Annotated in this window: 31 protein-coding genes and 2 pseudogenes; 26 read left to right on the top strand and 7 right to left on the bottom strand. The window is 49.6% G+C overall.

Going from position 1 to position 21015, the window contains the following annotated elements:
* Positions 1-3 precede the first annotated feature (3 nt).
* Positions 4-216 (top strand): phage holin family protein, encoded by a 213-nt coding sequence (locus U9M73_RS13285; RefSeq protein ID WP_323077658.1) that lies wholly within the window; start codon positions 4-6, stop codon positions 214-216.
* Between the two features lie 91 nt (positions 217-307).
* Here U9M73_RS13285 and U9M73_RS13280 read toward each other — a convergent pair whose 3' ends face one another.
* Positions 308-679 (bottom strand): hypothetical protein, encoded by a 372-nt coding sequence (locus U9M73_RS13280; protein ID WP_323077657.1) that lies wholly within the window; start codon positions 677-679, stop codon positions 308-310.
* 110 nt (positions 680-789) lie between these two features.
* On the opposite strand from U9M73_RS13280, the gene U9M73_RS13275 reads away from it, so the two are divergent.
* Genes U9M73_RS13275 through U9M73_RS13265 form a run of 3 tightly spaced genes read left to right on the top strand, consistent with a single transcriptional unit; the run spans position 790 to position 2820 of the window.
* Positions 790-987: a hypothetical protein gene (locus tag U9M73_RS13275; protein ID WP_323077656.1), complete on the top strand. Its 198-nt coding sequence runs from the start codon at positions 790-792 to the stop codon at positions 985-987.
* A 13-nt stretch (positions 988-1000) separates the two neighbouring features.
* Positions 1001-2125 carry a ParA family protein gene (locus U9M73_RS13270; RefSeq protein WP_323077655.1) on the top strand — a complete coding sequence of 375 codons (1125 nt, stop codon included), beginning with the start codon at positions 1001-1003 and terminating at the stop codon, positions 2123-2125.
* Entirely contained in the window at positions 2122-2820 is a 699-nt protein-coding gene (locus U9M73_RS13265; RefSeq protein ID WP_323077654.1) for a RelA/SpoT domain-containing protein, read from the top strand. Before U9M73_RS13270 ends, U9M73_RS13265 begins: the two co-directional genes overlap by 4 nt.
* On the opposite strand, the pseudogene U9M73_RS13260 reads toward U9M73_RS13265, so the two are convergent.
* Positions 2810-2935, bottom strand: a pseudogene (locus tag U9M73_RS13260) (ATP-dependent DNA ligase); the annotation flags it as partial. The gene U9M73_RS13265 and the pseudogene U9M73_RS13260 sit on opposite strands and share 11 nt — an antisense overlap.
* 5 nt (positions 2936-2940) lie before the next feature.
* Positions 2941-3168, bottom strand: a complete 228-nt coding sequence (locus tag U9M73_RS13255) for a helix-turn-helix domain-containing protein (RefSeq protein WP_323077652.1) — start codon at positions 3166-3168, stop codon at positions 2941-2943.
* 113 nt (positions 3169-3281) lie between these two features.
* Here U9M73_RS13255 and U9M73_RS13250 point away from each other — a divergent pair, with 113 nt between their 5' ends.
* The 18 genes from U9M73_RS13250 (at position 3282) to U9M73_RS13165 (ending at position 13654) form a co-directional block, all read left to right on the top strand.
* Positions 3282-3812, top strand: coding sequence for a hypothetical protein (locus U9M73_RS13250; RefSeq protein ID WP_323077650.1), 531 nt, complete (start codon positions 3282-3284; stop codon positions 3810-3812).
* A gap of 72 nt (positions 3813-3884) precedes the next feature.
* Positions 3885-4094 carry a hypothetical protein gene (locus U9M73_RS13245; protein ID WP_323077649.1) on the top strand — a complete coding sequence of 70 codons (210 nt, stop codon included), beginning with the start codon at positions 3885-3887 and terminating at the stop codon, positions 4092-4094.
* Positions 4095-4417: 323 nt separating this feature from the next.
* On the top strand, positions 4418-4840 hold the full coding sequence (locus tag U9M73_RS13240) for a hypothetical protein (RefSeq protein WP_323077647.1): 423 nt from the start codon (positions 4418-4420) through the stop codon (positions 4838-4840).
* A 437-nt stretch (positions 4841-5277) separates the two neighbouring features.
* Complete coding sequence (locus U9M73_RS13235) at positions 5278-5553, top strand: helix-turn-helix domain-containing protein (protein ID WP_323077646.1); 276 nt, start codon at positions 5278-5280, stop codon at positions 5551-5553.
* 484 nt (positions 5554-6037) lie between these two features.
* A complete protein-coding gene (locus tag U9M73_RS13230; protein ID WP_323077645.1) occupies positions 6038-6955 on the top strand; it encodes a hypothetical protein in 918 nt (305 codons plus the stop codon).
* Positions 6956-7065: 110 nt separating this feature from the next.
* Complete coding sequence (locus tag U9M73_RS13225) at positions 7066-7437, top strand: hypothetical protein (protein WP_323077643.1); 372 nt, start codon at positions 7066-7068, stop codon at positions 7435-7437.
* Positions 7430-7639, top strand: a complete 210-nt coding sequence (locus U9M73_RS13220; RefSeq protein ID WP_323077642.1) for a hypothetical protein — start codon at positions 7430-7432, stop codon at positions 7637-7639. Before U9M73_RS13225 ends, U9M73_RS13220 begins: the two co-directional genes overlap by 8 nt.
* Positions 7640-7945: 306 nt before the next feature.
* Positions 7946-8308: a hypothetical protein gene (locus U9M73_RS13215; RefSeq protein ID WP_323077641.1), complete on the top strand. Its 363-nt coding sequence runs from the start codon at positions 7946-7948 to the stop codon at positions 8306-8308.
* A 2-nt stretch (positions 8309-8310) separates the two neighbouring features.
* Complete coding sequence (locus tag U9M73_RS13210; RefSeq protein WP_323077639.1) at positions 8311-8634, top strand: cold-shock protein; 324 nt, start codon at positions 8311-8313, stop codon at positions 8632-8634.
* Positions 8631-8924, top strand: coding sequence for a hypothetical protein (locus U9M73_RS13205; protein ID WP_323077637.1), 294 nt, complete (start codon positions 8631-8633; stop codon positions 8922-8924). Before U9M73_RS13210 ends, U9M73_RS13205 begins: the two co-directional genes overlap by 4 nt.
* Positions 8921-9370, top strand: a complete 450-nt coding sequence (locus U9M73_RS13200; RefSeq protein ID WP_323077635.1) for a hypothetical protein — start codon at positions 8921-8923, stop codon at positions 9368-9370. Before U9M73_RS13205 ends, U9M73_RS13200 begins: the two co-directional genes overlap by 4 nt.
* Positions 9371-9374: 4 nt before the next feature.
* Positions 9375-9998 (top strand): hypothetical protein, encoded by a 624-nt coding sequence (locus U9M73_RS13195; protein WP_323077633.1) that lies wholly within the window; start codon positions 9375-9377, stop codon positions 9996-9998.
* A complete protein-coding gene (locus U9M73_RS13190) occupies positions 9998-10612 on the top strand; it encodes a hypothetical protein (RefSeq protein WP_323077631.1) in 615 nt (204 codons plus the stop codon). Before U9M73_RS13195 ends, U9M73_RS13190 begins: the two co-directional genes overlap by 1 nt.
* A 181-nt stretch (positions 10613-10793) precedes the next feature.
* Positions 10794-11522, top strand: coding sequence for a hypothetical protein (locus tag U9M73_RS13185; RefSeq protein ID WP_323077629.1), 729 nt, complete (start codon positions 10794-10796; stop codon positions 11520-11522).
* A complete protein-coding gene (locus U9M73_RS13180) occupies positions 11519-11899 on the top strand; it encodes a hypothetical protein (RefSeq protein ID WP_323077627.1) in 381 nt (126 codons plus the stop codon). The genes U9M73_RS13185 and U9M73_RS13180 overlap by 4 nt, the downstream gene beginning before the upstream one ends.
* Positions 11900-11926: 27 nt before the next feature.
* Entirely contained in the window at positions 11927-12718 is a 792-nt protein-coding gene (locus tag U9M73_RS13175; protein WP_323077624.1) for a hypothetical protein, read from the top strand.
* An 83-nt stretch (positions 12719-12801) separates the two neighbouring features.
* Entirely contained in the window at positions 12802-13296 is a 495-nt protein-coding gene (locus tag U9M73_RS13170; RefSeq protein ID WP_323077622.1) for a cytochrome P450 family protein, read from the top strand.
* 55 nt (positions 13297-13351) lie between these two features.
* On the top strand, positions 13352-13654 hold the full coding sequence (locus tag U9M73_RS13165; RefSeq protein WP_323077620.1) for a phBC6A51 family helix-turn-helix protein: 303 nt from the start codon (positions 13352-13354) through the stop codon (positions 13652-13654).
* A 585-nt stretch (positions 13655-14239) separates the two neighbouring features.
* Here the strand turns inward: U9M73_RS13165 and U9M73_RS13160 are convergent.
* The gene (locus tag U9M73_RS13160) at positions 14240-14827 is read right to left on the bottom strand and encodes a hypothetical protein (RefSeq protein WP_323077619.1); all 588 of its coding nucleotides are present in this window, start codon (positions 14825-14827) and stop codon (positions 14240-14242) included.
* A gap of 203 nt (positions 14828-15030) precedes the next feature.
* Between U9M73_RS13160 and U9M73_RS13155 the strand changes: the two are divergent.
* A pseudogene (locus U9M73_RS13155) lies at positions 15031-15126 on the top strand (iron-sulfur cluster assembly accessory protein); the annotation flags it as partial.
* 44 nt (positions 15127-15170) lie between these two features.
* Here U9M73_RS13155 and U9M73_RS13150 read toward each other — a convergent pair.
* Both U9M73_RS13150 and U9M73_RS13145 read right to left on the bottom strand, forming a co-directional pair.
* Positions 15171-16364: an AI-2E family transporter gene (locus U9M73_RS13150; RefSeq protein ID WP_260070543.1), complete on the bottom strand. Its 1194-nt coding sequence runs from the start codon at positions 16362-16364 to the stop codon at positions 15171-15173.
* A 171-nt stretch (positions 16365-16535) separates the two neighbouring features.
* A complete protein-coding gene (locus U9M73_RS13145) occupies positions 16536-16760 on the bottom strand; it encodes a hypothetical protein (RefSeq protein ID WP_009224804.1) in 225 nt (74 codons plus the stop codon).
* A gap of 196 nt (positions 16761-16956) precedes the next feature.
* On the opposite strand from U9M73_RS13145, the gene U9M73_RS13140 reads away from it, so the two are divergent.
* Complete coding sequence (locus tag U9M73_RS13140; protein ID WP_009224805.1) at positions 16957-17619, top strand: YheC/YheD family protein; 663 nt, start codon at positions 16957-16959, stop codon at positions 17617-17619.
* Between the two features lie 225 nt (positions 17620-17844).
* Complete coding sequence (gene sda, locus U9M73_RS13135; protein WP_028540204.1) at positions 17845-17988, top strand: sporulation histidine kinase inhibitor Sda; 144 nt, start codon at positions 17845-17847, stop codon at positions 17986-17988.
* Positions 17989-18381: 393 nt separating this feature from the next.
* Here sda and U9M73_RS13130 read toward each other — a convergent pair whose 3' ends face one another.
* Positions 18382-19380, bottom strand: a complete 999-nt coding sequence (locus U9M73_RS13130) for an NAD(P)/FAD-dependent oxidoreductase (RefSeq protein ID WP_323077613.1) — start codon at positions 19378-19380, stop codon at positions 18382-18384.
* A gap of 441 nt (positions 19381-19821) precedes the next feature.
* Between U9M73_RS13130 and U9M73_RS13125 the strand changes: the two genes are divergently transcribed.
* Entirely contained in the window at positions 19822-21015 is a 1194-nt protein-coding gene (locus U9M73_RS13125) for an NAD(P)/FAD-dependent oxidoreductase (protein ID WP_009224808.1), read from the top strand.

Genomic DNA, 21015 nt, shown 5'->3' with positions numbered 1-21015 from the left:
ACGATGAAAATCGATTGGAAACGGAAATTATCTTCGCGCAAGTTCTGGGCGCTGTTGGCCGCGCTTGCTACGTCAATTCTGGCGGCGGCTGGCGCGGATGATAACGCGGTACTGCAGGTGACGGGCGTGATTGGCGCGGTGGGTGCGTGTGTTGCGTATATGTTGGCGGAAAGTTACGCAGACGGCAATGGGAGCGGAGATAAAACGGAGGAATGACGTAAAAGGGGCGCAAAAGAACGCACCGATTGAAAAGAGGGGCGCAAGCTGGCGGAGTAAAATCCGTTTGGCTTGCGCCCCTTTTTTGCGTTTAATCGTTTGCTTTGAACTTATATCCACTCAACTTTGAGGAGAATGGCACTTTTGACTCTTTGATTTTATTGAGAGTATCCTTGGCGTATTGATCATAAGACACACTAGTATTTATTTCAGATTTCCGCACAAGTTCCCGAAGCATGGCGTTGTTTTCTTCGAGATAATTAAGCATCGTTCCGAGCGCTATGAGTACCGCGCCTGAGATTGCCCCGCTCACCCACCACGTAAGGGCAATAGTCCACCGAAACGCTTCGTCGTCATATCCAAACGCTTCCGCTAGTGGGTCGCTTTTAAGTCCGTATACAATTCCTAGAATGACGGCCGCGACTATCGTGATTTTCCCAACTACATCTAAAAACTTCGACATACAAACACCTCTTAACTTATTTATTCACACTATTGGCATAGGTCTTTTGAAATAATTATACACCAATAATTGCAAAAAATATGGTAAAATTTATCGAGAGGTGCCGAAGTATGAAGCGCAGTTCTACGCGCCCGTTAACGTCCGATATCCAGCTTTATACCGCGCAGATGGACCGTACACCTATCGTTGTTTTCATCGCGGGAGAACTGGTAGGTTGCGGAAAGATTGCGGAGATTACGGAGAATAGCGTAAGGATCGGCGATGAGCGGTATCTTCGCGCGGTGTGTACGTTTAAATATACGGAGTAATTAGGAGGACATTATGAAGATAATTTCGCTATTTAACAATAAAGGCGGAGTCGGAAAAACAACACTTGCTTATCATCTCTCACACAGCCTTGCCGAAATGGGGAATAGAGTACTTATGCTCGATGCAGACCCTCAGTGTAATCTTACAATTTGCTCGCTGACCGATGAGGAGATTAGGCATGTCTGGGAAGAAGAGGACTCTTTCATTGACGATTTTAAAGCTTCTAAAGATAAAGTATCTCAAGAAGAGTTCGACGCAATAAATAATTCCCCAAGAACACTTCACTACCTTCTAAAAACAACAGAAGAGGGGACTGGAGACTTAGAAGTACTTCCTCCACCAGTTGAACTTACAGAAAATTTAGCCCTAATACCAGGAAGACTCACATTGCATATGTATGAAGATAAAATAGCGGAAAGATGGAGCGGTGTGTATAGAGGAGACCCGCTATCAATTCGAACAACAACAATGATTAGAAATCTTGCTGAAATGTATGGGGAAAAATACAATTATGATTTTGTAATTATTGACACATCACCAAGCCTGGGTACGTTGAATAAAGTTATTATCTCAACCGTGGATGGTTTCTTAATCCCCTGTCTCCCTGATATGTTTTCTTTATATGGTATTAAAAATATAGGTGAGTACCTTATCCGGTGGAAAAAAGAGTTCGAGACAATATATGGGCTTTTGTCAGACGAAAAAAGATCGTACTTCCCTAAAAATTTTGTTAGATTCTTAGGATATACAATCTATAACGCAAAAAAATACTCAAATCGAACACCTTATGAGCTTGCTCAAGCCCACTATGATTATGTTGTGCAAATTCCAGAAACCATAAAACACTACATCCAACCAGATGTAAGATCTCATTTGTCCGATGATATGTTAGCCGATCCTATCGGTGGTACAGCAATAATGCACACACATAACACTCTTCCGAACGTGACCCAAAAGTATAAAAAACCCATGTGGCAAATTCCTTCACTTGATAACCTTGATGACGAAGACGTCGCCACAATCCGAGGAGGTAGCAAGCCTCAATACGAGGGCACTAAGGAAAAATATAAAGAGTTTACTATTGCCCTATTACAAAGAGTAGCTACTCTTGACAGCGAGGAGGCAGAGGTAGTATGAGCAATGAAATAGAAGTTTGTATCGAACAATATAGAGAGATGCTTCCCCGTTTTGAGCAATTTATGTATATTGTTAGAGATTACTTCAGACTTGAGCCTCCTTTTAACAAAAGCTCGACTACTGTAATTCATTCGCTCAAGTATAGATTAAAGGATGAAGATCATCTGCGAGACAAACTTGCAAGAAAAAGAGAACAGGGTAGAATTATTACCCCTGAAACTTTATTTGCTGAGGTCACTGATTTAGCGGGAGTTCGCGTTCTGCATCTTTATCAAGATCAGTTCGAGATTATTCATAAAAAAATTCTTGAAAAAGTTGAATCAAAGGATTGGGTGTTTGCCGAGTCTCCTAAAGCTTACACATGGGATCCCGAGGCAAAAAGCTACTTTGAAAAGTTAAATATCTCTTGCTACCAAAAAGAAAGTTATTATACAAGCATCCATTACTTGGTAAAGCCAAGGGAGGATAGCCCTCTCACATGCGAAATTCAAGTTAGAACTTTGTTTGAGGAAGTTTGGGGAGAGATTGATCACACTATAAACTACCCCCACCAAACAGAAAGCATCGCATGTAGAGAACAAATTCGCGTTTTGTCCAAGCTTGTCTCGACCGGGACCAGGCTTGCAGATTCAATATTCAGGAGCTATCAAGAACATAAAACTTCACAGAATAAAAGCCCCGTAACTACAAGATAAACTCTTTAAACACTGGACTCCGCAGCATCCCCGCGCGAGTCCAGTTTCGCATTTTCACACGCGCTCTTATTCGCGGCTCCACGTATACGAAGTCGCGATCCTCACCGGTAATCAGTGGTGTTAATCCTCTATGTATTCAAGTATGTCACTAGGGGAGCACTTCAATTCCCGACAGAAGGCGTTGAGGACTTCGACGCTTATAGACTTAACTTCCTTTCCTTCTCCGCGCAACTTCTCGTTATTCACCCACTGGCTGACTGTGTTCGGCCTAACGCCTGTTGCCTTACTTAGTTGGTACATAGTCATTCCCCGCTCTTGCAGCAACCGAGCTAATTTAAAGACGATCATTAAAGTTCACCTCAAAATTCATACTAGCACAAAATTAACGCTTGACGTTATTAACGAATTAAGTTAATATCGAATCAAGTTAATAACCCAAATCGTTAACAGGAGGTTTCGCTATGAAATCCATTATCCTCGTACCTACCCATGAAATTGGCTACTATCGCAACTGCCGCACCAACCTCATAGAGATCGCGCTCGGCACGGGCCGCAACGCCCAGCACGCGACCATACATCCATCGCTATTCTACGCCATCTTCCCGCAGCTTGACCGCACCATCGCCGGCGACATAGCGGAGGCAACACCGGATCAACTCGCGGCTATCGGTCTTAAGACGACACGCAAACCGCACCATTTCCGCGAGGTAACGGTCGAGCCAGCCGCGCCCGCTGAACCACCGCTGCAGGCCCGCTATGTATTCGATCCGACGACCGGCCGCTATTTCGTGCGCATAATGGAGCCGCGCCAGGAAATCAGCGTCAACGCCGCGCTACTCCGCCGGGTTATCGATATTTCGCCGCGCGCAGTCCTCGGGGCGACTCCGCTTACCTATGCGCAAGCTGCCGCGCTCGGCTTCGTTGTTCCGAAAGGGGGTGCCGACCGTGACCGCGTACACACCGCACCGGAGCTATTACAAGCCTATGCCTAAAAAACGCCGACTGCGCACCATCCTCCGCGTCTTAATATGGGCGGCCGCGCTCTTTATCAAGGAGTTGATCGCATGAAAACGACCGTTGATCGAATCGCATATTTTACGCGCAAAGCTAATCAATACGGGGCGCTGCGTTTCGATTGCCTGCGCGGCCGATCCGCTAAGAGGTCGCCAGCCGGGCGCTTCAACCGCCTGATGGCGTACAAGGCGGCTGTAACGCGCCAGATAAAGGCGGAGAGACAACGCTCCGATGATGCCGACCGCGCCAACGGTCGATAAGCGGAGGAGACGCGCGTTATATCCCGTACCTGCCGGCCGCCGACCGGTGGGATCGCCATGCGGGCGAGTGGAGTTAAACTCCGTTCGTGAATGCGCCGAGTAGCGCCAAATGCTCGGCAGACTTATCCGGTCGGTAACGATTCGCGCCAACGTTTCGGTTATCGGCCGGACAATTAGAGGAGAGGAGCGCGACGGGCGGGCGCTTCTCTTTTCGTTTTATATGATATAATACGAATGTGTGTTCGTATGGTTTCGAAAATATTTCCGTGAAAATGTGCGGAGCGGGGTCCGAAATCGTTATTTATATATAGGGGGTGTAGCGAATGGAACCGGGAGAGGGTGCGATCGAATACGCGGCAGAATTAACGGAAGGGCTCACGCGGGAAGATGCGGCGGCAATAATACGTAAGCTATTGCGGGAGCCTATCGAAGATCCACGCATTAAACGGTGTGAAATTTGCGGTTATCCATTTCGCGACAAGACGCGGCCAGGCAATGCGAAAGTATGCGGCCCGTCGTGCAAAACTACGCGGAAAACGGTCCAACGGGCGGAGCAACGAGCGCGGAAAGACGTAGACAAGCCGAAACGGGAGCGTCGGTACGACCAGGAGGCGTTCATGCGGCGGTTGTGGAACTACGAGAAACCGTACGATCCGGACAAGCTGGCGCAAATTGCTGCGGCACGGGAACGGGCGCGGCTCATGGGAGGCGGTCGGAGGAAGCCAATCCGTAAAGTAGAATACTAAAAATTTAGCTGGCGACAAAATACATAAGTGAGAGGGCCTAATTGGGCTCTTTTTATTTTACGTTCATACGTATTAAGGACCTAGAAGATAGGGGGCAACTGCAAACGTGCTGAATGCCTGGCAGCGCTTCTCTTTTCGTTTAAATGTGAACATTTTGTGAATTTTGTGTGTTGATACCTGTATTTTTCGCGTTTAGTTACCCTCACGTTATAGACAAAGATTTTTTGCGTTTATGGTTGTATTTTGCGCCAAAATGCGGCTACGGGTTATGAGAAAATTTTGATCACACCTGCTTTTTACGCGATTTAAGGACTAAGAAGATAGGGGCAACAATAAGCAAACTGCAAACGTGCCGGATGCTCGGCGGTGCGTGAGCGGTTCTTTTTATTTGTTCAACTAGTAAGAAAAAATTCTTAACGCGAAAGGAGATAACGAATATGGGGATCAACCGTAGAGATTTGCACAAAATTCGGAAGGCGCTCGGTCTGACGCTCGACGAAATGGGCGCGCTCATGAACGTATCCGGCCCGCACCTGCATTACATCGAAAAAGGAAGCCGTCCGCTGCGCAGTGATCAAGTCGGACTGTTGATGCGAGAGCTCGACCTCACACCGGAGAAATTGGCGTTTCTGATTTCGGTTTACGAAGCGGAAGAAGCTGCGGAAACTACGAAGGATCGAGCGCGCCAGAAACTCGTCAAACTTGCGCAGTAAGACGCTACAAATGCCGAGTAACTACGTATGTTCCCGTACGTTCATGTGAACGAGCGCGAACAGGGTTGAGTCGCTACGCTCCTCACCACTGCGGCCAAAACCGGGCCTTGTGGGATTATTATATGTCTTCTGCCGCGTTAGGAAGTTGATAATCTTTATCCGCGGTTGAAATAGATATGGTGCCGAAGGTGCGAAGCAACAAGGCCGACGGGGCCGGTAGGCGACGGCGACACATCATTGAACAATCTCACGTTTACTCATGAAGCGCATCATCGAAGTAAATCATGATGGCGTGATAGTTTCTATGCGCGTTCAAGTTCAAAGAAGAGAAGATAAATGGACTAATAAATAGGGATAGATACAGCCAAAGCCGTGAGAGACCGCACCAGACGCAGGATTCCGGCTTTTTGTGTTGTTCCTGAAAAGCATGGTAATTCGGTAGTTTTGTTCCTGAAAAGCAGGGTATTTTTTGAGGAGGGGTCAAATGGCAATCGATAGGAGACGAGAACAACGGCGCTGGGCTAACCTCACACCGCAAACGAAACGCGGCGTCCTGGCGCGTAAAGAAGCGATCGAGTCCGAACTTGGCGAACGCCTGACGCACTTCGAAATCGTACTTAAAACGACGGAACCACAAGCCCGCGGAAGAAAGACCCTCGACGAGCTTCGGAATCACTCGGACGAGAACGGTGGGTTTGTTTTCGCATTATTCAACGGCTGCATGACGATGACCGAGCGTTTCCCTTCGCTCAGCCAGTCGGACCTTGCGCGGCTAATGTTTTTGGGGACGTACACCAATTACGACGGCCGCCTCCAATACGATAATGGTCGCCCGATTAACCGCAAGGCGCTTGAGTCGCTGTTGAATATGAGCCGCGCTAGGTTCTCGGAGTTCTACGGGAAGCTGCTTGCGGATGGGATCATAAACGACGAAAACGAACACGGTGACATCTACGTCAACCCTTCGATATTCTACCGGGGATCACTTGATGACGCGGAGTATAAGCTCGATGAGTATCGGCATACACGACTATTCCGGAGAACGGTTCGCAATTTGTACGAGCGGTATAACGGTCGGTCAATCAAACAACTGGCGATCGTCTTCGCGGTGCTTCCGTTTATAAACTTCTCGTTCAACGTCGTTTGCTTTAACCCAGAGGAACAAAACGAGGATCGTGTATCGCCGATGGACTTGGATCGGTTAGCCGCGTTACTCAATTATAAGGATACGCAAAAACTGCGCACTGCGCTCGGCTCGCTTAAACTTGACGGAAAACCCGTATTCCTTGTAATCCCCGACGTCAACGACAAGAGGAAACGCAGAGTTATCGTAAATCCGCGCGTTGTGTACGCAGGTACCAACCCGGAAAGGCTGGCCGCAATAAAGGTACTTTTCAATTAAGCGCATGAGGCGCTTTTTAATTAAGCCGAACGAGGCGGCAAATCCTCGGGCAACACGCAGGGAAAAATCCAAAGGCAAAACTGCTAGGCCGCTGAATGGATGAGAAGTAAATGGATAAGCACGTAACAATCGTTAAGTACGCGGAGGACAAGCGCCCGCTCAAGATCGAGCCGTACATTGTCCGAAACGACGGCGATCGCGGAGTATTATGGGAGATTATACTCTTCGTCGAGGCGAACGCAAACGCACCGCATCACCTCGCAAAAATGGAGGAATCGAAGTTTTACGCGTTGGTCGAGCGCCTATCAACGCTGGCCTGCCGCAAGTTCTCGCCGATGGCAAAATGGGGCGTCACCAAAGCGGAGATCCGCGGCATCGTCTTATTTACGCTAAAGGCCGCCATTGCTGCCGGAACCTGGCCGGACAGTTACGAGATCACGCGCAATACCTTCGTTCGAAACGGGGGCTACCTCGATGAATAACGCAATCTGGCGACTCAACTCGGCATTTCTGGCCGGTTACACGGAGGACGCGGACATCATGCGCAAGATCAAACGCTCGTATCCGGATTTCGCGGAGATGGCGACGTATGAGAAAAACGGCGTTATCTATGCGCGGCAATACCGGATTCCGTCGTCTCGCAAGCGGTCGGCGCGTCGCTTATTTGGCGTCAACTTATCGTAAATAATGCGCTGTTTTGGCGCGTTTGAAGCTCGGAGGATAGAACACCTTACCGGGCTATTTGGCGTGGCTAAAATCGCGTGAAATTGCAAAAAAGGGTACCAATTATGAGGGGGAGGAACACGATTGGATGACCGACGGGAGGACGCGAAACGTTACTGTCCTTATTTTCGGGGCGCTGACGGATGTACTTGCGCGTTACTGGCGGCGATGAGCAAGTCGGATGTGCGCTTTAAGGTATGGCGCGGTGCCGAGTCGATCCGGTGCCGATACCTTGAAACGCAAATATGCAAAAGGGGATGACGCAGAATGACCATAACAGTGTATCAGTACGTATTTGCGGATCGGGACAAAACGCGCGTCCATACGACGATCATTAATGACGCCGGCGCGGTGCTCAACCGGAACATTTCGGACTACGCTGCGTATCCGCTCAAGCAAATTGCGGACGAGCACGCGAAGTACATGCTCCGGGTACTTAAACGCAGCCTTGCGCCGGATCGCGTCATTTACGACTGCAATATCCGGGGCCGCGTTGAATATACGGCTACGGAGAGCGGATTTAAAGGCGAGTTAACGTATCATCCGCGCATGGACAAGGCGGAGAACGTGCGTCTGCAGTGGGCGGAGCCGGAACCGGAAGAAGAAGACGAAGAGGAGATGGAGGAGTAAGTATGTCATATCCAGCAGCAATTACGTGGCAAGGACTCGGTGAGGACATGGAGGAAGTGTATTCACGGATTGGCCCGAGCTTGGGTTACTCACCGAGGAGTGAATTACCCCCAAAAAATAAGGCGAAAACCAGCCGCAAGAAAGGCCGCATCAAATTTATCAACGCGGAAAAAGGCTACGGCTTTATTTCGATCTATGGCGCGGATGATCTGCACTTTAGCGTACCGGACGGTGCGAAATTAATGCGCGGCGACCGCGTAACGTTCGAAGTCGGCGAGGACGCGCGCGGAAGGTTGACGGCAAAGAACGTGAGGTTAGCACGATGATTACCGCGCGGGGATTAATCGGCGGGGACACCGGTGTTACGACGCGCCGGATCACGCCGCAACCAGCAAAGCTGCCGAAGCAGATTGTAACGGTGCGCCGCCGGGTAACAACGAGTCCTAGCGGCGATATGTTCGCAACTGTGACGTTTGAGGCGGTAGATGGTAACGGAGCCGTCATCCGCGCGGAGTCACTACGGACCCGGCAGCCGGTCACGTTGAGCGCAATTATACCACGGCAGCAGGACTTTATCGATGCACTGGCCGCGGAAGGGTATGCGGTGAGAGTATGAGGCCGATCATCGTCGCGGATTTTGTCCGGATTGACGGCGTGAAACCGCTGCTCGTCGTGCAACTCTACGACAGACACGGAGATTATCAGACTGCTATTGCCGCGCCTTGTGACAAGGCCGTTTTGGCCGTTCAGGTTGCGTTAGAGATGGCGGAGTTCGCCGGCTATTACGAGATTATCGATTTCAAGACGTCGGATCGCGCCATCTTTGCAGCTGCGATGGCGGAGCCCGACCTTAACGCGGAGATTCTGCATCCGTCTGACACCGCGCATGTTAGGCGCATGGTGACAGATCACGCGGAGCTATACCGGGAATTGTATCCGGATGATCCGCCAACTCCGCCGTCGGTCAGCGAGGGAATACGTCCGGTACTCACAGGCTGGCGCGCCAAGGTAGTTAGCTTTTTGCAGTATTTGATCACAAGAATCGAATCAATGGGGGAATGAGAGAATGAAAAAGTTTGAAGCTATTGAGGTCTACAAACAAAAGAGCGCTGAAATTGGACAACGTCGATCGGAGTTGCAGGCGCGTCTACGGGCGGCGCAGGAGGGGGTCCAGTCCCTAAAGGCGGCGTATGCTGAGGCTGTTAGGAAGTCCGTTGTTGAGGGCGCAGATAACGCTACTGAGATCGAAGAGATCGACAAAAAAATCGAACAAGCAGAGCGCACATTAAGACGGGTTGACGCGGAAGTAAATGCGGGACTCGCCGTAAGCGTGGGTGTGGGCGGAAAAGACGAAATAGCTGCGGCCTGGAATACGGATTATTATCCGAATGTTGTAATGCGCCAAACGTTAGAGCCGGCGCTGGAAAGGCTGAATGCCGCTGCCTGCGCGTATGCGGATGAGTTTGAGCGTGTACTGTCCATTATCGATGAAGTGGACGCGATCTACTACGACGCTAAAACCACGTTGGGGCACGGTTACGAATATAAGCTGCGGAACCTAAAAAATGAGTTGCGTCACGTTAGCAATCCGTTAACTAAGGCGGCATTGACTCCGGATGATTTGTCGCAACTCGCCAGCGGCATCCGTCCGGCAAAATTGCCTAAAACCGGAACCAGAGGTGAAAAATAATGGAACTCGGAACAACCCTAGCGCAACTTGAAGAGATGAAGAAAATGGCCGCCGGTCATCCGGAAAGAATGGCTCAATACAGACTCGCCCAAAAGCGTTACGACGAAATGGTCGCGGAGTATTTTAACGAGGAATCCGGCGTCAAGTTCATCGCTCATCCGATGGAGTCTTTTGTCGCGGAACTCGAAGCCAAAGCGGAAAAATCCGGCGATCCCGGCGATAAGGCTCGCGCCGTTATTTTGCGCGACCGCCTCAATCATTACGAGGCCGAAAAGACGCAGCATCTCGACTGGCGCAGATCACGCGAACGTTTAAGCGGGTTGATAGACTCCGGTGCGAAGGTGACGCAGCGGGACATCAACGAGGCGTATAAACTCGCTCGCCACAATCCTTCTGCGGAAGTGGTCACGTTATATTCGCGGCTGAAATCCGTCAAACAGGCGCAAGAGGACGGAACATATACGCCGCCCACAAAGACGGAACCGCCGAAGGTAACGGTCGAGGACGTAGAGGCTGCGCGGGTTAAGGCGCAAAGGACGAGTTCAGCGCGGGACATCGCTGATTATGCAGTTCTAAAAAGACAATATCAAGCAAACGAGGAGGCCGGCGCTTAACGCGCTGGCTTCTTTATTCATCTAAAGGAGATGATGTATTGAGCAGCGTAATTGCTATACAAACTTATGACCGCGTTTGGATCGGAGCGGATAGCGCGGTATCTGCGAATATTGGAGGCGACACATATCGGCTCCATGAGGACGGCAAGAAACTATTTCACATTGGCGACAAGGTGATTTTTTGCTCCGGGATCATGGAACTGGCAGCCGCGATCATGGCGGAATACGAAGCGGCGGCGGACCACTCTCTCTCACCAAACTGCAGAAGATCGCTCGCCGACAATGCGCGGAATATACCGCCGAGCATCCGGAAGTTAAGGAGCGGCGCGGCATGTTCGTCGAATTAATGACTGCCTATTACGATAAGAGGCGCGGCAAAACGGTAGTCGCCAGCATATCACCGTATCATAACGATTTCGAAATCGTAGAACGCACGCTTAATAGTCCGATGGATTTCGCGGTATGGGCCGGCGGTATCCGGACACAGCAGGCGACCGACGCGGCGATGGCGAAATTCCGGGAGACTTTGGACGTTTACTCTACGTATAAGTACGCTTTCCGCGCGATCAGTTACGAGGGGATCGGCGGCGACCTGACGGTATACGAGATCGATGCGGCCGGCGTACGTGAGAGCCTGCGGCATACAATTCGCGAGAAACCGGGGATTAAGCGGCTGATTCGCGACGTTCTGCAAAAAGCGGTCGCTGAGCTCGTAATCGCGGAAAGGATCGTCGGGCAGCAAATTAACGGCGTCGGCTTATCGATCGGTAGCGGCAACAACATCACATATATTAATCCGAACGGGATCGCGGCTGGCCATGCGAACTTTAATAGCGCGCCGTTTCGCGTGGACATGCAGGGGAACGTTGTCGCCCGAAAGATAACGCTAATTACGGAGGGATCCATTTGAGTTTATGCGTTTCGTTTTACTTTAACGGGAATATTTACGTATTCGCGGATACACGTGTGTCGGCGTACAAAAACGGCCGGAGTTATTATGTCCACGACAATTACAATAAGCTGCGCGAAGTAGGCGACAAAGTAGTATTCACATCCGGAGAGCTTGAGATTTGCGATAACTTTTTCGCGGCTATTGATGATCAGAGTACGGTCGAGGATATTGCGGAAGCGGCCCGCAAAGCCTATAACGATTTCAAACGCGCTAATCCGGATTATGACGGCGGTAAATATGGTATCGAGTTTGGCGCGTATGTTCACGCAATCGAGGACGGCGTACCTGTATATTACCAACTCCGCTATATCGACGATTTTAAAGTAGAGCGCTAGGTCCCGAACAATCAGGAGTTATTCGCGGTGGCCGGAAGATCGGAGGAGGCACTCACATATATCGCAAAGCTCGCCGGGAAAGGGGTGCCGATCGATGACGCAATTATGCGGACGTATGAGCACCTTGCTAACGAGTTTATAGGCGGAAAGCTCGTGCGCTATACGGTATCACCTGGCGCGGTTGAGCGTCTTGTTCGTCCGATTCGCGACACGAAGCCGCTGCGAATGTGGCCGGTTAAGGGCGCGTCATTACATGCAGATATGCAGGGCAACGTTATTGCGCGGAAAATTACATTGACCGGGACCGTGGAAAATAGCACGATCAATACGTCGACGATCAATGCAGGGACGATTAACGGAGGAACTATCAACGGCGCGCAGATTATTGGCGGCAGTATCCGCAGTAACACGGACATCGATATTACGCGCGACATTCGGGTAGGTAACAACATTTATCTCGGATTGACCGGTCAGATCACGGATAGAAGGATCGCCTTCGTTGATCCGAGCATTTACGAGGCGTATCTATCGTTTACCGGGAGTTCGCGCGAATTAAAGCTGCGTGGGGCGAACGATGTCCGGATTGATGCGGGCCTAAATGCAGTAATTAAAGCCGGTTTCGATGTAATTTTGCAGCCAAGCTTTGGAGCTTATGTCGGAAATACTTCGGCAGGTAACCGGATTGTTGTCGCGTCGGAGTTAAGTACGAAGGCGAATGTAAGTGAGGCCGCGTATAACATGACGTACGACAGCAGCACCAAAAATCTTAAGTTGTGGACACGCGAAGGATCATTGCTTGCGCAGGTAACGTTGTCATAATCATTGGCGCTCCCACATTTTGCTACAAATTGTCGTTGATATGGGCGATAATAAAGGTAATATCTTCTAATGGAGGGGTTACATTGAAGAAGTTCATACTCGGCATTTTTGTGGGGGCGCTATTATTCGGGGCTGTGCCAGCCTTCGCGGAATCTACGATTGATCTTATGCGCGCAAAGATAACAGGTGTATTTCAGATTGAAAAAAGCGACGGATCAAAAATAGCTGACGCTCCGGTTATAAATGGATCGGCGTATGTACCTATCCGCGCACTTACGGACGCGACGGGTATTCCGCTTGAAGTAAGGGGGAAGAAGATTATTTTGGTAGAGAAGAAGACCGCGATCGAAACAGCGCCTAATCAAACGGACCCGGAGGTTCTTAAAGAAAGACTGGAAGGGCTAGAGAGCGGGGCGGCAAAATATAAGGAGATAATCGCGGAAACTGAATCAAGACTTGCCGTAAGCACAGACGCGAAGGAGATCGAGGAATTGCAGATTTTCCTAGATGATCTTCGCGACCGCCTCGAAAGTTACAATACTATGATTGAAGAAATCAAAGCGGAATTGAACGAATAACATAGCGGGCCGTCCTTCGGGGCGGCCTTATTTTTGTATACGGAGGTGAAGCGGAGTGCCGCGGAAGAAACCAAAGCGGGGCAGGCCGGTATTACCGCTCGATGAACGCCATTACCTCGCGATCGAACTGCTTACGACAGTACCGACGCCGAACCTCGAAGAGATTGCGCAAGCTTGCGGAGTGAGTCGACGCCAACTTTATACGTGGAGACAGCGCAAGGACTTTACGCGTGAGCTCGTCAAGGTTCAGCGCAGGAAAACGGAAGATCATCGGCGATGGCTGAAAGCTAAGATAAAATACGTGATGACCGCGCGTGATATCGAGGAGACGTTCCGCATGTGCGGATTAATTGCGTAGTAAATTTGAATCGGAAGTTGATTGCGCTGCGGATGGTGATCGCTAAACCGTTGATACGGCGCGGATTAGAGGCGGTAAGTGTTGCGCGAATTAGCTTCTCAAAATTGCGCTTTATGGGCGATTTTCCTGCAAGCGGGGTGAGACGCGTGCCCTTCCGGAAACGTTTCGCGGGCTGGCGGCGCAGGGTGGACGGCCGCGTAAAACTCACGGGGTTATGCGGTCGATTTCGGTGCATAAACGATGTATAAACACCTTATTCCGCGGTGAATAATTTACCAGCGAAAATTTCGATAAACCGCGCCATTATGCGAAATGTACTGGAAACGTATATACGATGAATAACGCCGTTTTATGCAGGATCGGCGTAAATGGCGTAGTGGTGCGGCTTCGCGGCGTTTGGAATGGATTGCGGATTGCACATTATCAACCCTGCGCGATTGCATATGAATGTATATCGTAATGCATACGAATAAGATCGAAAGACAACCCCCATGGCACCCCCTCGCTGGCCGCCCGACAGGCCCCAGCAAAATCTAAGCATATCCTAAAACTGTGTGGAAAATTATGTAAAATATTAACTTCCTATTATATAGTGAATATCTTTATGATCAGATCGATAAGTGAATACATCAGTATAGATAAGGCGGCTATTAAAATCAGAGGATACATCCCTTCTATAAGTCTATACACTTCTCCCAATCTATATTGAACCGACTTACTATACTTACCAGAGTTCAATTTGTCTATGAACGTCCTAGTTGGTAGTCCTAATTTTCTCCGGCAACGCTCGAATTCCTTATCAATACACATACATAGTTCTTGAAATATCTGATCTATTTGACTGGTATTATCGTAAAAGACGTGTTCGCAATTTAAAGCCGTGTGTCTGTATTTTCTAATTAAGTTGATGTCTCGGCCTTTTGCAAACTCATAATTTTCCTCTGCGAGTAATTCTAGTTTTTCGGAAATCTCCAAAGTCACTTGTTTAGTGCAGCTCCCATATAAATGAGGCTCAAGAATTTTAAATGCAGGAAGATAGAAGCGATTGAATATTTCTTTTGTCGTGTCTAAGTGTCTTGATTGTAGTGTGGTTTTCATCGCAGCCCAAAATGCAATTAGTCCCGGAATGACTACTTTAATAAGTTCAATTGGTATGTTGACTTTATCGCTCATGCTACTTTCCTACCTCTATATTTTTTGTATATTATACCAAATATCTTGTGGGATGGTTGTATTTTGGGTACAATACGGTTAACGAGATTATACGCCATAGGGGCGTGTGATTAACGAGTCAATTCGGTGATTAACAATCCCGGCCTGCGCGGTGAAAACGTTGATCTGACGCGGTTTTAGCCGAGCGCAAGCCATCCGTCAAATTCACCATCCACAACCCGAACGCCATCGCCACCTGCGGATGCGGTCAATCGTTCCGCTTTAAGGACGAGGAAGGCGCGCCGCAACCTTGCGATTGATTGGAAAATAATAAGGGACTCTTCCATCTGGAAGAGTCCTTTTTTCATGGTTGCGTTTCAGTTGGAGGCTCGCGAAGGTCAAGCTGATCAGGGGCAGGCGCATCCGGCTCCTCATACAAATGGGACCGCCGTTCGAACCATTGGAACAGATGGGTGAAAATTACTTTCAGCACAGCGTAGCCCGGCACGGCGAGAATCACGCCCAGGACGCCAAACAGATTGCCGGCGGTGAGGATCACGAAGATGATCGTGATCGGGTGAATGCGCAGCGTCTTGCCCATGATTTGCGGCGAAATGAACTTGCCTTCAACGAGCTGGACAACCGTCCAGACGACGATCAGCTTCAGCAGCATGATCGGCGAGGTGACGATGGCCACAATGATCGCCGGGGTAATCGCGATAGCCGGCCCGAGATACGGGACGACGCTCGTGAACGAAGCGATGATCGCCAGCGTCAGCGAATAATCCAGGCCGATGATCACGAAGCCGACATACATCAGCGCCCCGATGCAGAAGCTGACGATGATTTGCCCGCGGATATAAGAGCTAATTTGGCTGTTCATCTCGGTCATCACATGGTGCGTTTGTTCACGGAAGCGAACGGGCACGTAACGCAGGATGAACTCCGGCAGCTTCTTGCCGTCCTTTAACAGATAAAATAAGATGAACGGCATGGTGATGATCGCCAGGACGACGTTCTTGACGGCTCCAAGGAATCCGCCGATGCCGGACCAGGCGTTGTTCAACAAAGCGGTCCCTCGCTCCGACAGCGTGTTGGACAGGTCGTCCAGATTAAAGCCGGTCGACTCTTGGACCTGATGGAAGAAGTTGCTGCCGATCAAGCTTTCGAACTGCCGCTGCACCTCAGACGTATATCTTGGTAAATTTTCGATCAAACTCAGAATCTGTGCCTGAACCAACGGGATAACGGTCATAATGAGCACCGTGAGGATCCCCGCGATCAACAAATATAACCCGGTAATCGTGTATACCCGGCGAATGCGCTTCGTTTCCAGCCAATCCACCAGCGGGTTGAGCAGATAATAGATCGCTCCGGTGAGCAGAATCGGGAGCAAGACGGTTTTGAACAGCACCGTAATGGGTTTGAACACAAACGGAATATGGGCGAACACCAGAATATTCAAGCCAATCAGCAAGACGACGAGCAAAAACACTACGAAACGGTTATTTAGAAAAAACCTTTTGAATCGGTCCCCCCAAGGTTGCGTACTTCCCATGCCAATAGAACCTCCTGTATCTTTCTACTATCCCAAGTAACGATAATTTCTATGTAGTAATACGCAGAAATGGGTTTTGGTTCCCATCTTTTTTATGGAAAAAAAGCCCGGATGCCATCCGCAAGCGATGCTCCGAGCTTTTCCTGTGCGGTCAGGCACTCCCGACTTGCTTTAGAAAAATTGACGATTCACCATCATGACGACCATACAGGCCGCTGCCAGAGAAAAGACGATACAGCCGATGCCGAGACCCTTACGCGTTGTCCTGGCCATTTTGATGCCCGTGAGGAACAATGCGACGGTAATGCCGGCCAGCACCAACGACATGGCGATCATGGCAAACCAATAGAGGACCTCGAACAGAGCTGCCTCAAATGAAGAACCCTCTGTATTCAAAGCTTGTGAACTCTCCTTCCTCTGCTAGTCATAGACTAACGTCTCCCCTTAATATACGCGAAATCCCTCGCTTTGCATAGAAAGAGCCTGCCTGACAGCCTTACCGGAGAAAGGGCTTAAGCCTTGGACAATCATCCAAGAATACGAATCTACAAATGAGTACTATACCGTATAGTGAGAGGAAGGGGATGGTGTCATGGCGGGGAGACAATTGGCCAATAAGTGGCTCAAGACCGAAGCGCTTCTCAGCAACGCGGTCGTGGCCGCCCACATACCGCAAACCCGATTGTACAGTGCCGATTCGTTAAGGAGCATGCTGCATCAGTTCGGCATGGTCGTCATTAAACCCCTCCGCGGCGGCGGGGGTTATGGTGTGATTAAGGTAACTTACGCAGGCGGAGTTTATGCTTATACCTATTTGTCCCGAACACGCGCGTTTTCCAGCTTTGAGGCGATGTTTCGTTCCTTAAACCGAGTGAAGGTCGGACGTAAGTATATGATCCAGCAAGGTATTCATTTGGCCCGCATCGCCGGGCGCCCGATCGACTATCGCGTGAAGGTCGTTAAAGAGAACGAAGTTTGGGTCTATCGCTCCATGGTCGGCCGGTTAGCCCGCCCTGGGCTGTTCGTGACCAACTTGTCCAAGGGAGGGACGATGCTTAGTGCCCGCGCAGGGCTCAGCCGCTCACTGGGCCGCAAAATCGCCGCCAGCAAGCGACGGGAGATGCGTACGTTAACGAATCTTTGTGTACAGATTCTAGAGGCTCGGTTTCCGGGGATCGGGCAGCTTGGTTTTGATTATGGCGTGGATCGGAACGGGAAGATCTGGATTTTTGAGGTCAATACGCGGCCACAATAAGCTCGGATTGTCGGAAAATAAAAAATTTTTTTGGTGAAAAATGGGAACGGGTGTCCTGTGAATAACTTTTGTCCACATTATCCCACTAGCTTTTTCAACGGTTTTCGATATTTACTAACACGTTATTCACAGGATTTCCACAAGGGTTTGTGGATAGCAAGAACACTTGTTCTACTAAACTTTTCCTGTTATGATGGGGAAAATACTAGAAAGGATGTGTTATCAATGGCGCTGTTAACGGATGAGTTGCTCCTGGAATCCTACCAGAAGGCGACCGAACTGCAGTTGGATCGGGAGTTTATCGCACTGCTGTTAGCAGAGATTCGCAAACGCGAATTAGAGCTTGCCGCGCCGTCCGTTTTGCACTAATTGTGGACAACCTGGCTAACTTCTTTAAGAAGGATAAAATTATCCCCAACCATCAAGGCGCCCGCCAGGCGTTGACATGATAAATATAAGCTTCATGACAATGCGGACACTGAACGACATGTTCGCAGCCCGAAGGAATACGCGCGGAGATGGCTGAGGTATACTGATCAGCGGATCCGTAGGGGCTGTAAGGCCCAGCGTAATCTTCTCTTTTTCCAGCATTCTCTAGAACGTGTCCGCAATCGGGGCAGGTGGCGTTTAATGAAGCTAAGCCGTTGCATAACGGGCATATATATGGCAAAGGGTATCTCTCCTTTACGACATCATCTTCCGTAAAGGTAAGATACCCTTTTGTTTGCTAGAACATGTAAGAACGTGAATAAGCTGCTTAAATTACAGCTTCAAATTACTGCTGTGACCTGGGGACAACTTCGCTTCCGGATCGATGTAGACCTTGGCGTTGTTGACCGCTGTCGGCGCTTCGCCGAATCCCACCGCAATCAGGTCCAATTTGCCGGGATATGTCGTAATGTCACCGGCGGCAAAAATGCCGGGAATCGAGCTTTCCATCCGGGAATCGACGACAATGGCGTTGCCTTCGATCTCGAGGCCCCATTCCGCGATCGGTCCCAGCGAGGATACAAAACCGAAGTTAACGATCACGTCGTCCACAACGATCTCTTGGGTTTCCTTCGTTTTAACGTCTGCCAGTGTGACGCGTTCGATGCGCTCGTCACCGTGCAGCTCTGCGATTTCCGTAGGCGTAATGACCTGGACGCGGGAAGCCATCAGCTTCTCAACGCTGTGCTCATGCGCCCGGAATTTATCGCGGCGGTGAATCAGCGTCACCTGCTCAGCGATCGGCTCAAGCATCAATGCCCAGTCCACAGCGGAGTCGCCGCCGCCGCTAATCAGCACTTTCTTGCCGTGGAAGCGGTTCATGTCGCTAACGAAATAATGCAGGTTCGTTTTCTCGAAACGGGCGGCGTTCTCCAGATCCAGACGACGAGGCTCAAAGGCGCCGACTCCTGCGGTAATGATGATGGCGCGCGCATAGTGAACACCTTTATCGGTGGTCACCACAAAATGGCGCTCTTCTTTCTTCTCAATTTGCAGCACCCGTTCCTCCAGACGCACGTCCGGCTCGAAAAGCTTTAATTGTTCATGCAGGTTGTTGATCAGCTCTTGGCCGGTCACTTTAGGAAAGCCAGCCACGTCGTAAATATATTTCTCAGGGTAAAGGGCAGCAACTTGCCCCCCAAGCTGAGGCATACTTTCAATCAGTTTGACGGAAGCCTTTCTCATTCCGCCGTAAAATGCAGCAAACATGCCCGCCGGTCCACCACCGACAATCAGAAGATCCGTGAATTCGGCGTTATTTTGGGTTGACACGTGTCAAACACCTCCAGATGGTTTCTTTTTCTTTCTGCAACTATAATGTCAATTCTACTTTATTATAATCGTCGTATCCCTAGTTTGGAAAGGCAAGATGAAAACTGTCGAAAATCTGGAATATAATCCGTTGAAAGTCCTATAATTACGGGTAAAATAAGACTTGATCTTTTAGGCAAAAGCCGATATCATTCAAATGTATGCATTCATATTTGTGACGAAAAAAGTACATTTATGATTATACGACAGAAGACTTTTGCTCATCCTACAAATAAGGTTTAAACTAATACTAAAATGTGACAAATGTCTCTGGATTGACCTAATGGGATGACTGAAACGGTTTGAGTTGGTATAGACTGGGTTTTTATGTGTTAATTTTCACATTGCGTTTTTGGCTTTAATCAAATATAGAGTGCGTAATATTGGAAGGAGAACAATTACATGAGTACCATACCCAAAATAGTGATTCTTGGTGCGGGTTATGGCGGCATTCTTACCGCGCAGCGGCTGCAGAAAGAGTTGAATTACAATGAAGCGGACGTTACTCTGGTGAATCGGCACGACTATCACTACTTCACGACGCATCTGCATATGCCGGCTGCCGGGACGGATTCCATTGAACATACCCGAGTGGCAATATCCAAATTAATTGACGAATTTAAAATCGACCTTGTGAAATCGAATGTACAGGAGATTCGTCTGGCCGACAAGAAGGTCGTGCTGCAGGACGGAACCCTTTCTTATGATTATCTGGTGATCGCGCTGGGCGGCGAACCGGAATCCTTTGGCATCCCGGGCCTGACGGAATATGCGATGACGATCCGCAGTATCAATTCCGTTCGCTTAATTCGCCAGCATATCGAATATCAATTTGCGCTTTACAAAATGGACGAAAGCCGGACCGACCGATTGAACTTCGTCGTTGGCGGCGCGGGCTTCAGCGGCATTGAATTCGTTGCCGAGCTGGCTGATCGGATCCCGCAGCTGTGCAAGGAATACGACGTTGATCCGAACTTTGTTAACGTGTACAACGTTGAAGCTGCACCAACGGTTCTGCCAGGCTTCGATCCGGAGCTGGTCGAATACGCGATGGACGTGCTGAAGAAGAAGGGCGTACAGTTCAAGATTGGCGTAGCGATCAAGGAATGCACGCCGGATGGTGTTATCTTGGCCACCGGAGAGGAAATTAAGTCGCAAACCGTCATTTGGACAGGCGGCATCCGTGGCAACCGTCTTATCGAAGCGGCAGGCTTCGAGACAGCGCGCGGTCGCGTGAAGGTCGACGATTATTTGCGGGCACCTGGCCATGATAACGTCTTTATCATCGGGGACAATTCGCTGATGTTTAATCCGGAAGGGCGTCCATACCCACCTACGGCGCAAATTGCCATGCAGCAAGGGGTGACCTGTGCGCAAAACGTGGTGGCGGCCATTCGCGGCAAAGAGCTCAAGAAATTTGTGTTCAGCAATAAAGGAACCGTGGCTTCGCTGGGCAAAGGGGAAGCCATCGCCAGCGCGTTTGGCAAGAAATATAAAGGTTGGGTTGCTGCCCAATTAAAGAAGCTGGTGGATATGCGTTACCTGTTCATTATCGGCGGGATTCCGCTGGTGTTGAAGAAAGGAAGATTCTTCTAA

This window comes from Paenibacillus phoenicis, assembly GCF_034718895.1.
GTDB classification, from domain to species: domain Bacteria; phylum Bacillota; class Bacilli; order Paenibacillales; family Paenibacillaceae; genus Fontibacillus; species Fontibacillus phoenicis.
Note: the sequence above shows the minus strand (reverse complement) of the source record. Positions and strands in the feature narration are given on the sequence as shown.

Excerpts from the sequence above, each read along its gene's own strand:
- U9M73_RS13215 (WP_323077641.1), top strand. The coding sequence starts at position 7,946 with ATGACCATAACAGTGTATCAGTACGTATTTGCGGATCGGGACAAAACG.
- U9M73_RS13150 (WP_260070543.1), bottom strand. The coding sequence starts at position 16,364 with ATGGGAAGTACGCAACCTTGGGGGGACCGATTCAAAAGGTTTTTTCTA.
- U9M73_RS13270 (WP_323077655.1), top strand. The coding sequence starts at position 1,001 with ATGAAGATAATTTCGCTATTTAACAATAAAGGCGGAGTCGGAAAAACA.
- U9M73_RS13280 (WP_323077657.1), bottom strand. The coding sequence starts at position 679 with ATGTCGAAGTTTTTAGATGTAGTTGGGAAAATCACGATAGTCGCGGCC.
- U9M73_RS13195 (WP_323077633.1), top strand. The coding sequence starts at position 9,375 with ATGAAAAAGTTTGAAGCTATTGAGGTCTACAAACAAAAGAGCGCTGAA.
- U9M73_RS13160 (WP_323077619.1), bottom strand. The coding sequence starts at position 14,827 with ATGAGCGATAAAGTCAACATACCAATTGAACTTATTAAAGTAGTCATT.
- U9M73_RS13245 (WP_323077649.1), top strand. The coding sequence starts at position 3,885 with ATGAAAACGACCGTTGATCGAATCGCATATTTTACGCGCAAAGCTAAT.
- U9M73_RS13250 (WP_323077650.1), top strand. The coding sequence starts at position 3,282 with ATGAAATCCATTATCCTCGTACCTACCCATGAAATTGGCTACTATCGC.
- U9M73_RS13255 (WP_323077652.1), bottom strand. The coding sequence starts at position 3,168 with ATGATCGTCTTTAAATTAGCTCGGTTGCTGCAAGAGCGGGGAATGACT.
- U9M73_RS13235 (WP_323077646.1), top strand. The coding sequence starts at position 5,278 with ATGGGGATCAACCGTAGAGATTTGCACAAAATTCGGAAGGCGCTCGGT.
- sda (WP_028540204.1), top strand. The coding sequence starts at position 17,845 with ATGGCGCTGTTAACGGATGAGTTGCTCCTGGAATCCTACCAGAAGGCG.
- U9M73_RS13220 (WP_323077642.1), top strand. The coding sequence starts at position 7,430 with ATGAATAACGCAATCTGGCGACTCAACTCGGCATTTCTGGCCGGTTAC.
- U9M73_RS13140 (WP_009224805.1), top strand. The coding sequence starts at position 16,957 with ATGGCGGGGAGACAATTGGCCAATAAGTGGCTCAAGACCGAAGCGCTT.
- U9M73_RS13190 (WP_323077631.1), top strand. The coding sequence starts at position 9,998 with ATGGAACTCGGAACAACCCTAGCGCAACTTGAAGAGATGAAGAAAATG.
- U9M73_RS13275 (WP_323077656.1), top strand. The coding sequence starts at position 790 with ATGAAGCGCAGTTCTACGCGCCCGTTAACGTCCGATATCCAGCTTTAT.
- U9M73_RS13205 (WP_323077637.1), top strand. The coding sequence starts at position 8,631 with ATGATTACCGCGCGGGGATTAATCGGCGGGGACACCGGTGTTACGACG.
- U9M73_RS13230 (WP_323077645.1), top strand. The coding sequence starts at position 6,038 with ATGGCAATCGATAGGAGACGAGAACAACGGCGCTGGGCTAACCTCACA.
- U9M73_RS13240 (WP_323077647.1), top strand. The coding sequence starts at position 4,418 with ATGGAACCGGGAGAGGGTGCGATCGAATACGCGGCAGAATTAACGGAA.
- U9M73_RS13285 (WP_323077658.1), top strand. The coding sequence starts at position 4 with ATGAAAATCGATTGGAAACGGAAATTATCTTCGCGCAAGTTCTGGGCG.
- U9M73_RS13210 (WP_323077639.1), top strand. The coding sequence starts at position 8,311 with ATGTCATATCCAGCAGCAATTACGTGGCAAGGACTCGGTGAGGACATG.
- U9M73_RS13225 (WP_323077643.1), top strand. The coding sequence starts at position 7,066 with ATGGATAAGCACGTAACAATCGTTAAGTACGCGGAGGACAAGCGCCCG.
- U9M73_RS13200 (WP_323077635.1), top strand. The coding sequence starts at position 8,921 with ATGAGGCCGATCATCGTCGCGGATTTTGTCCGGATTGACGGCGTGAAA.
- U9M73_RS13265 (WP_323077654.1), top strand. The coding sequence starts at position 2,122 with ATGAGCAATGAAATAGAAGTTTGTATCGAACAATATAGAGAGATGCTT.
- U9M73_RS13125 (WP_009224808.1), top strand. The coding sequence starts at position 19,822 with ATGAGTACCATACCCAAAATAGTGATTCTTGGTGCGGGTTATGGCGGC.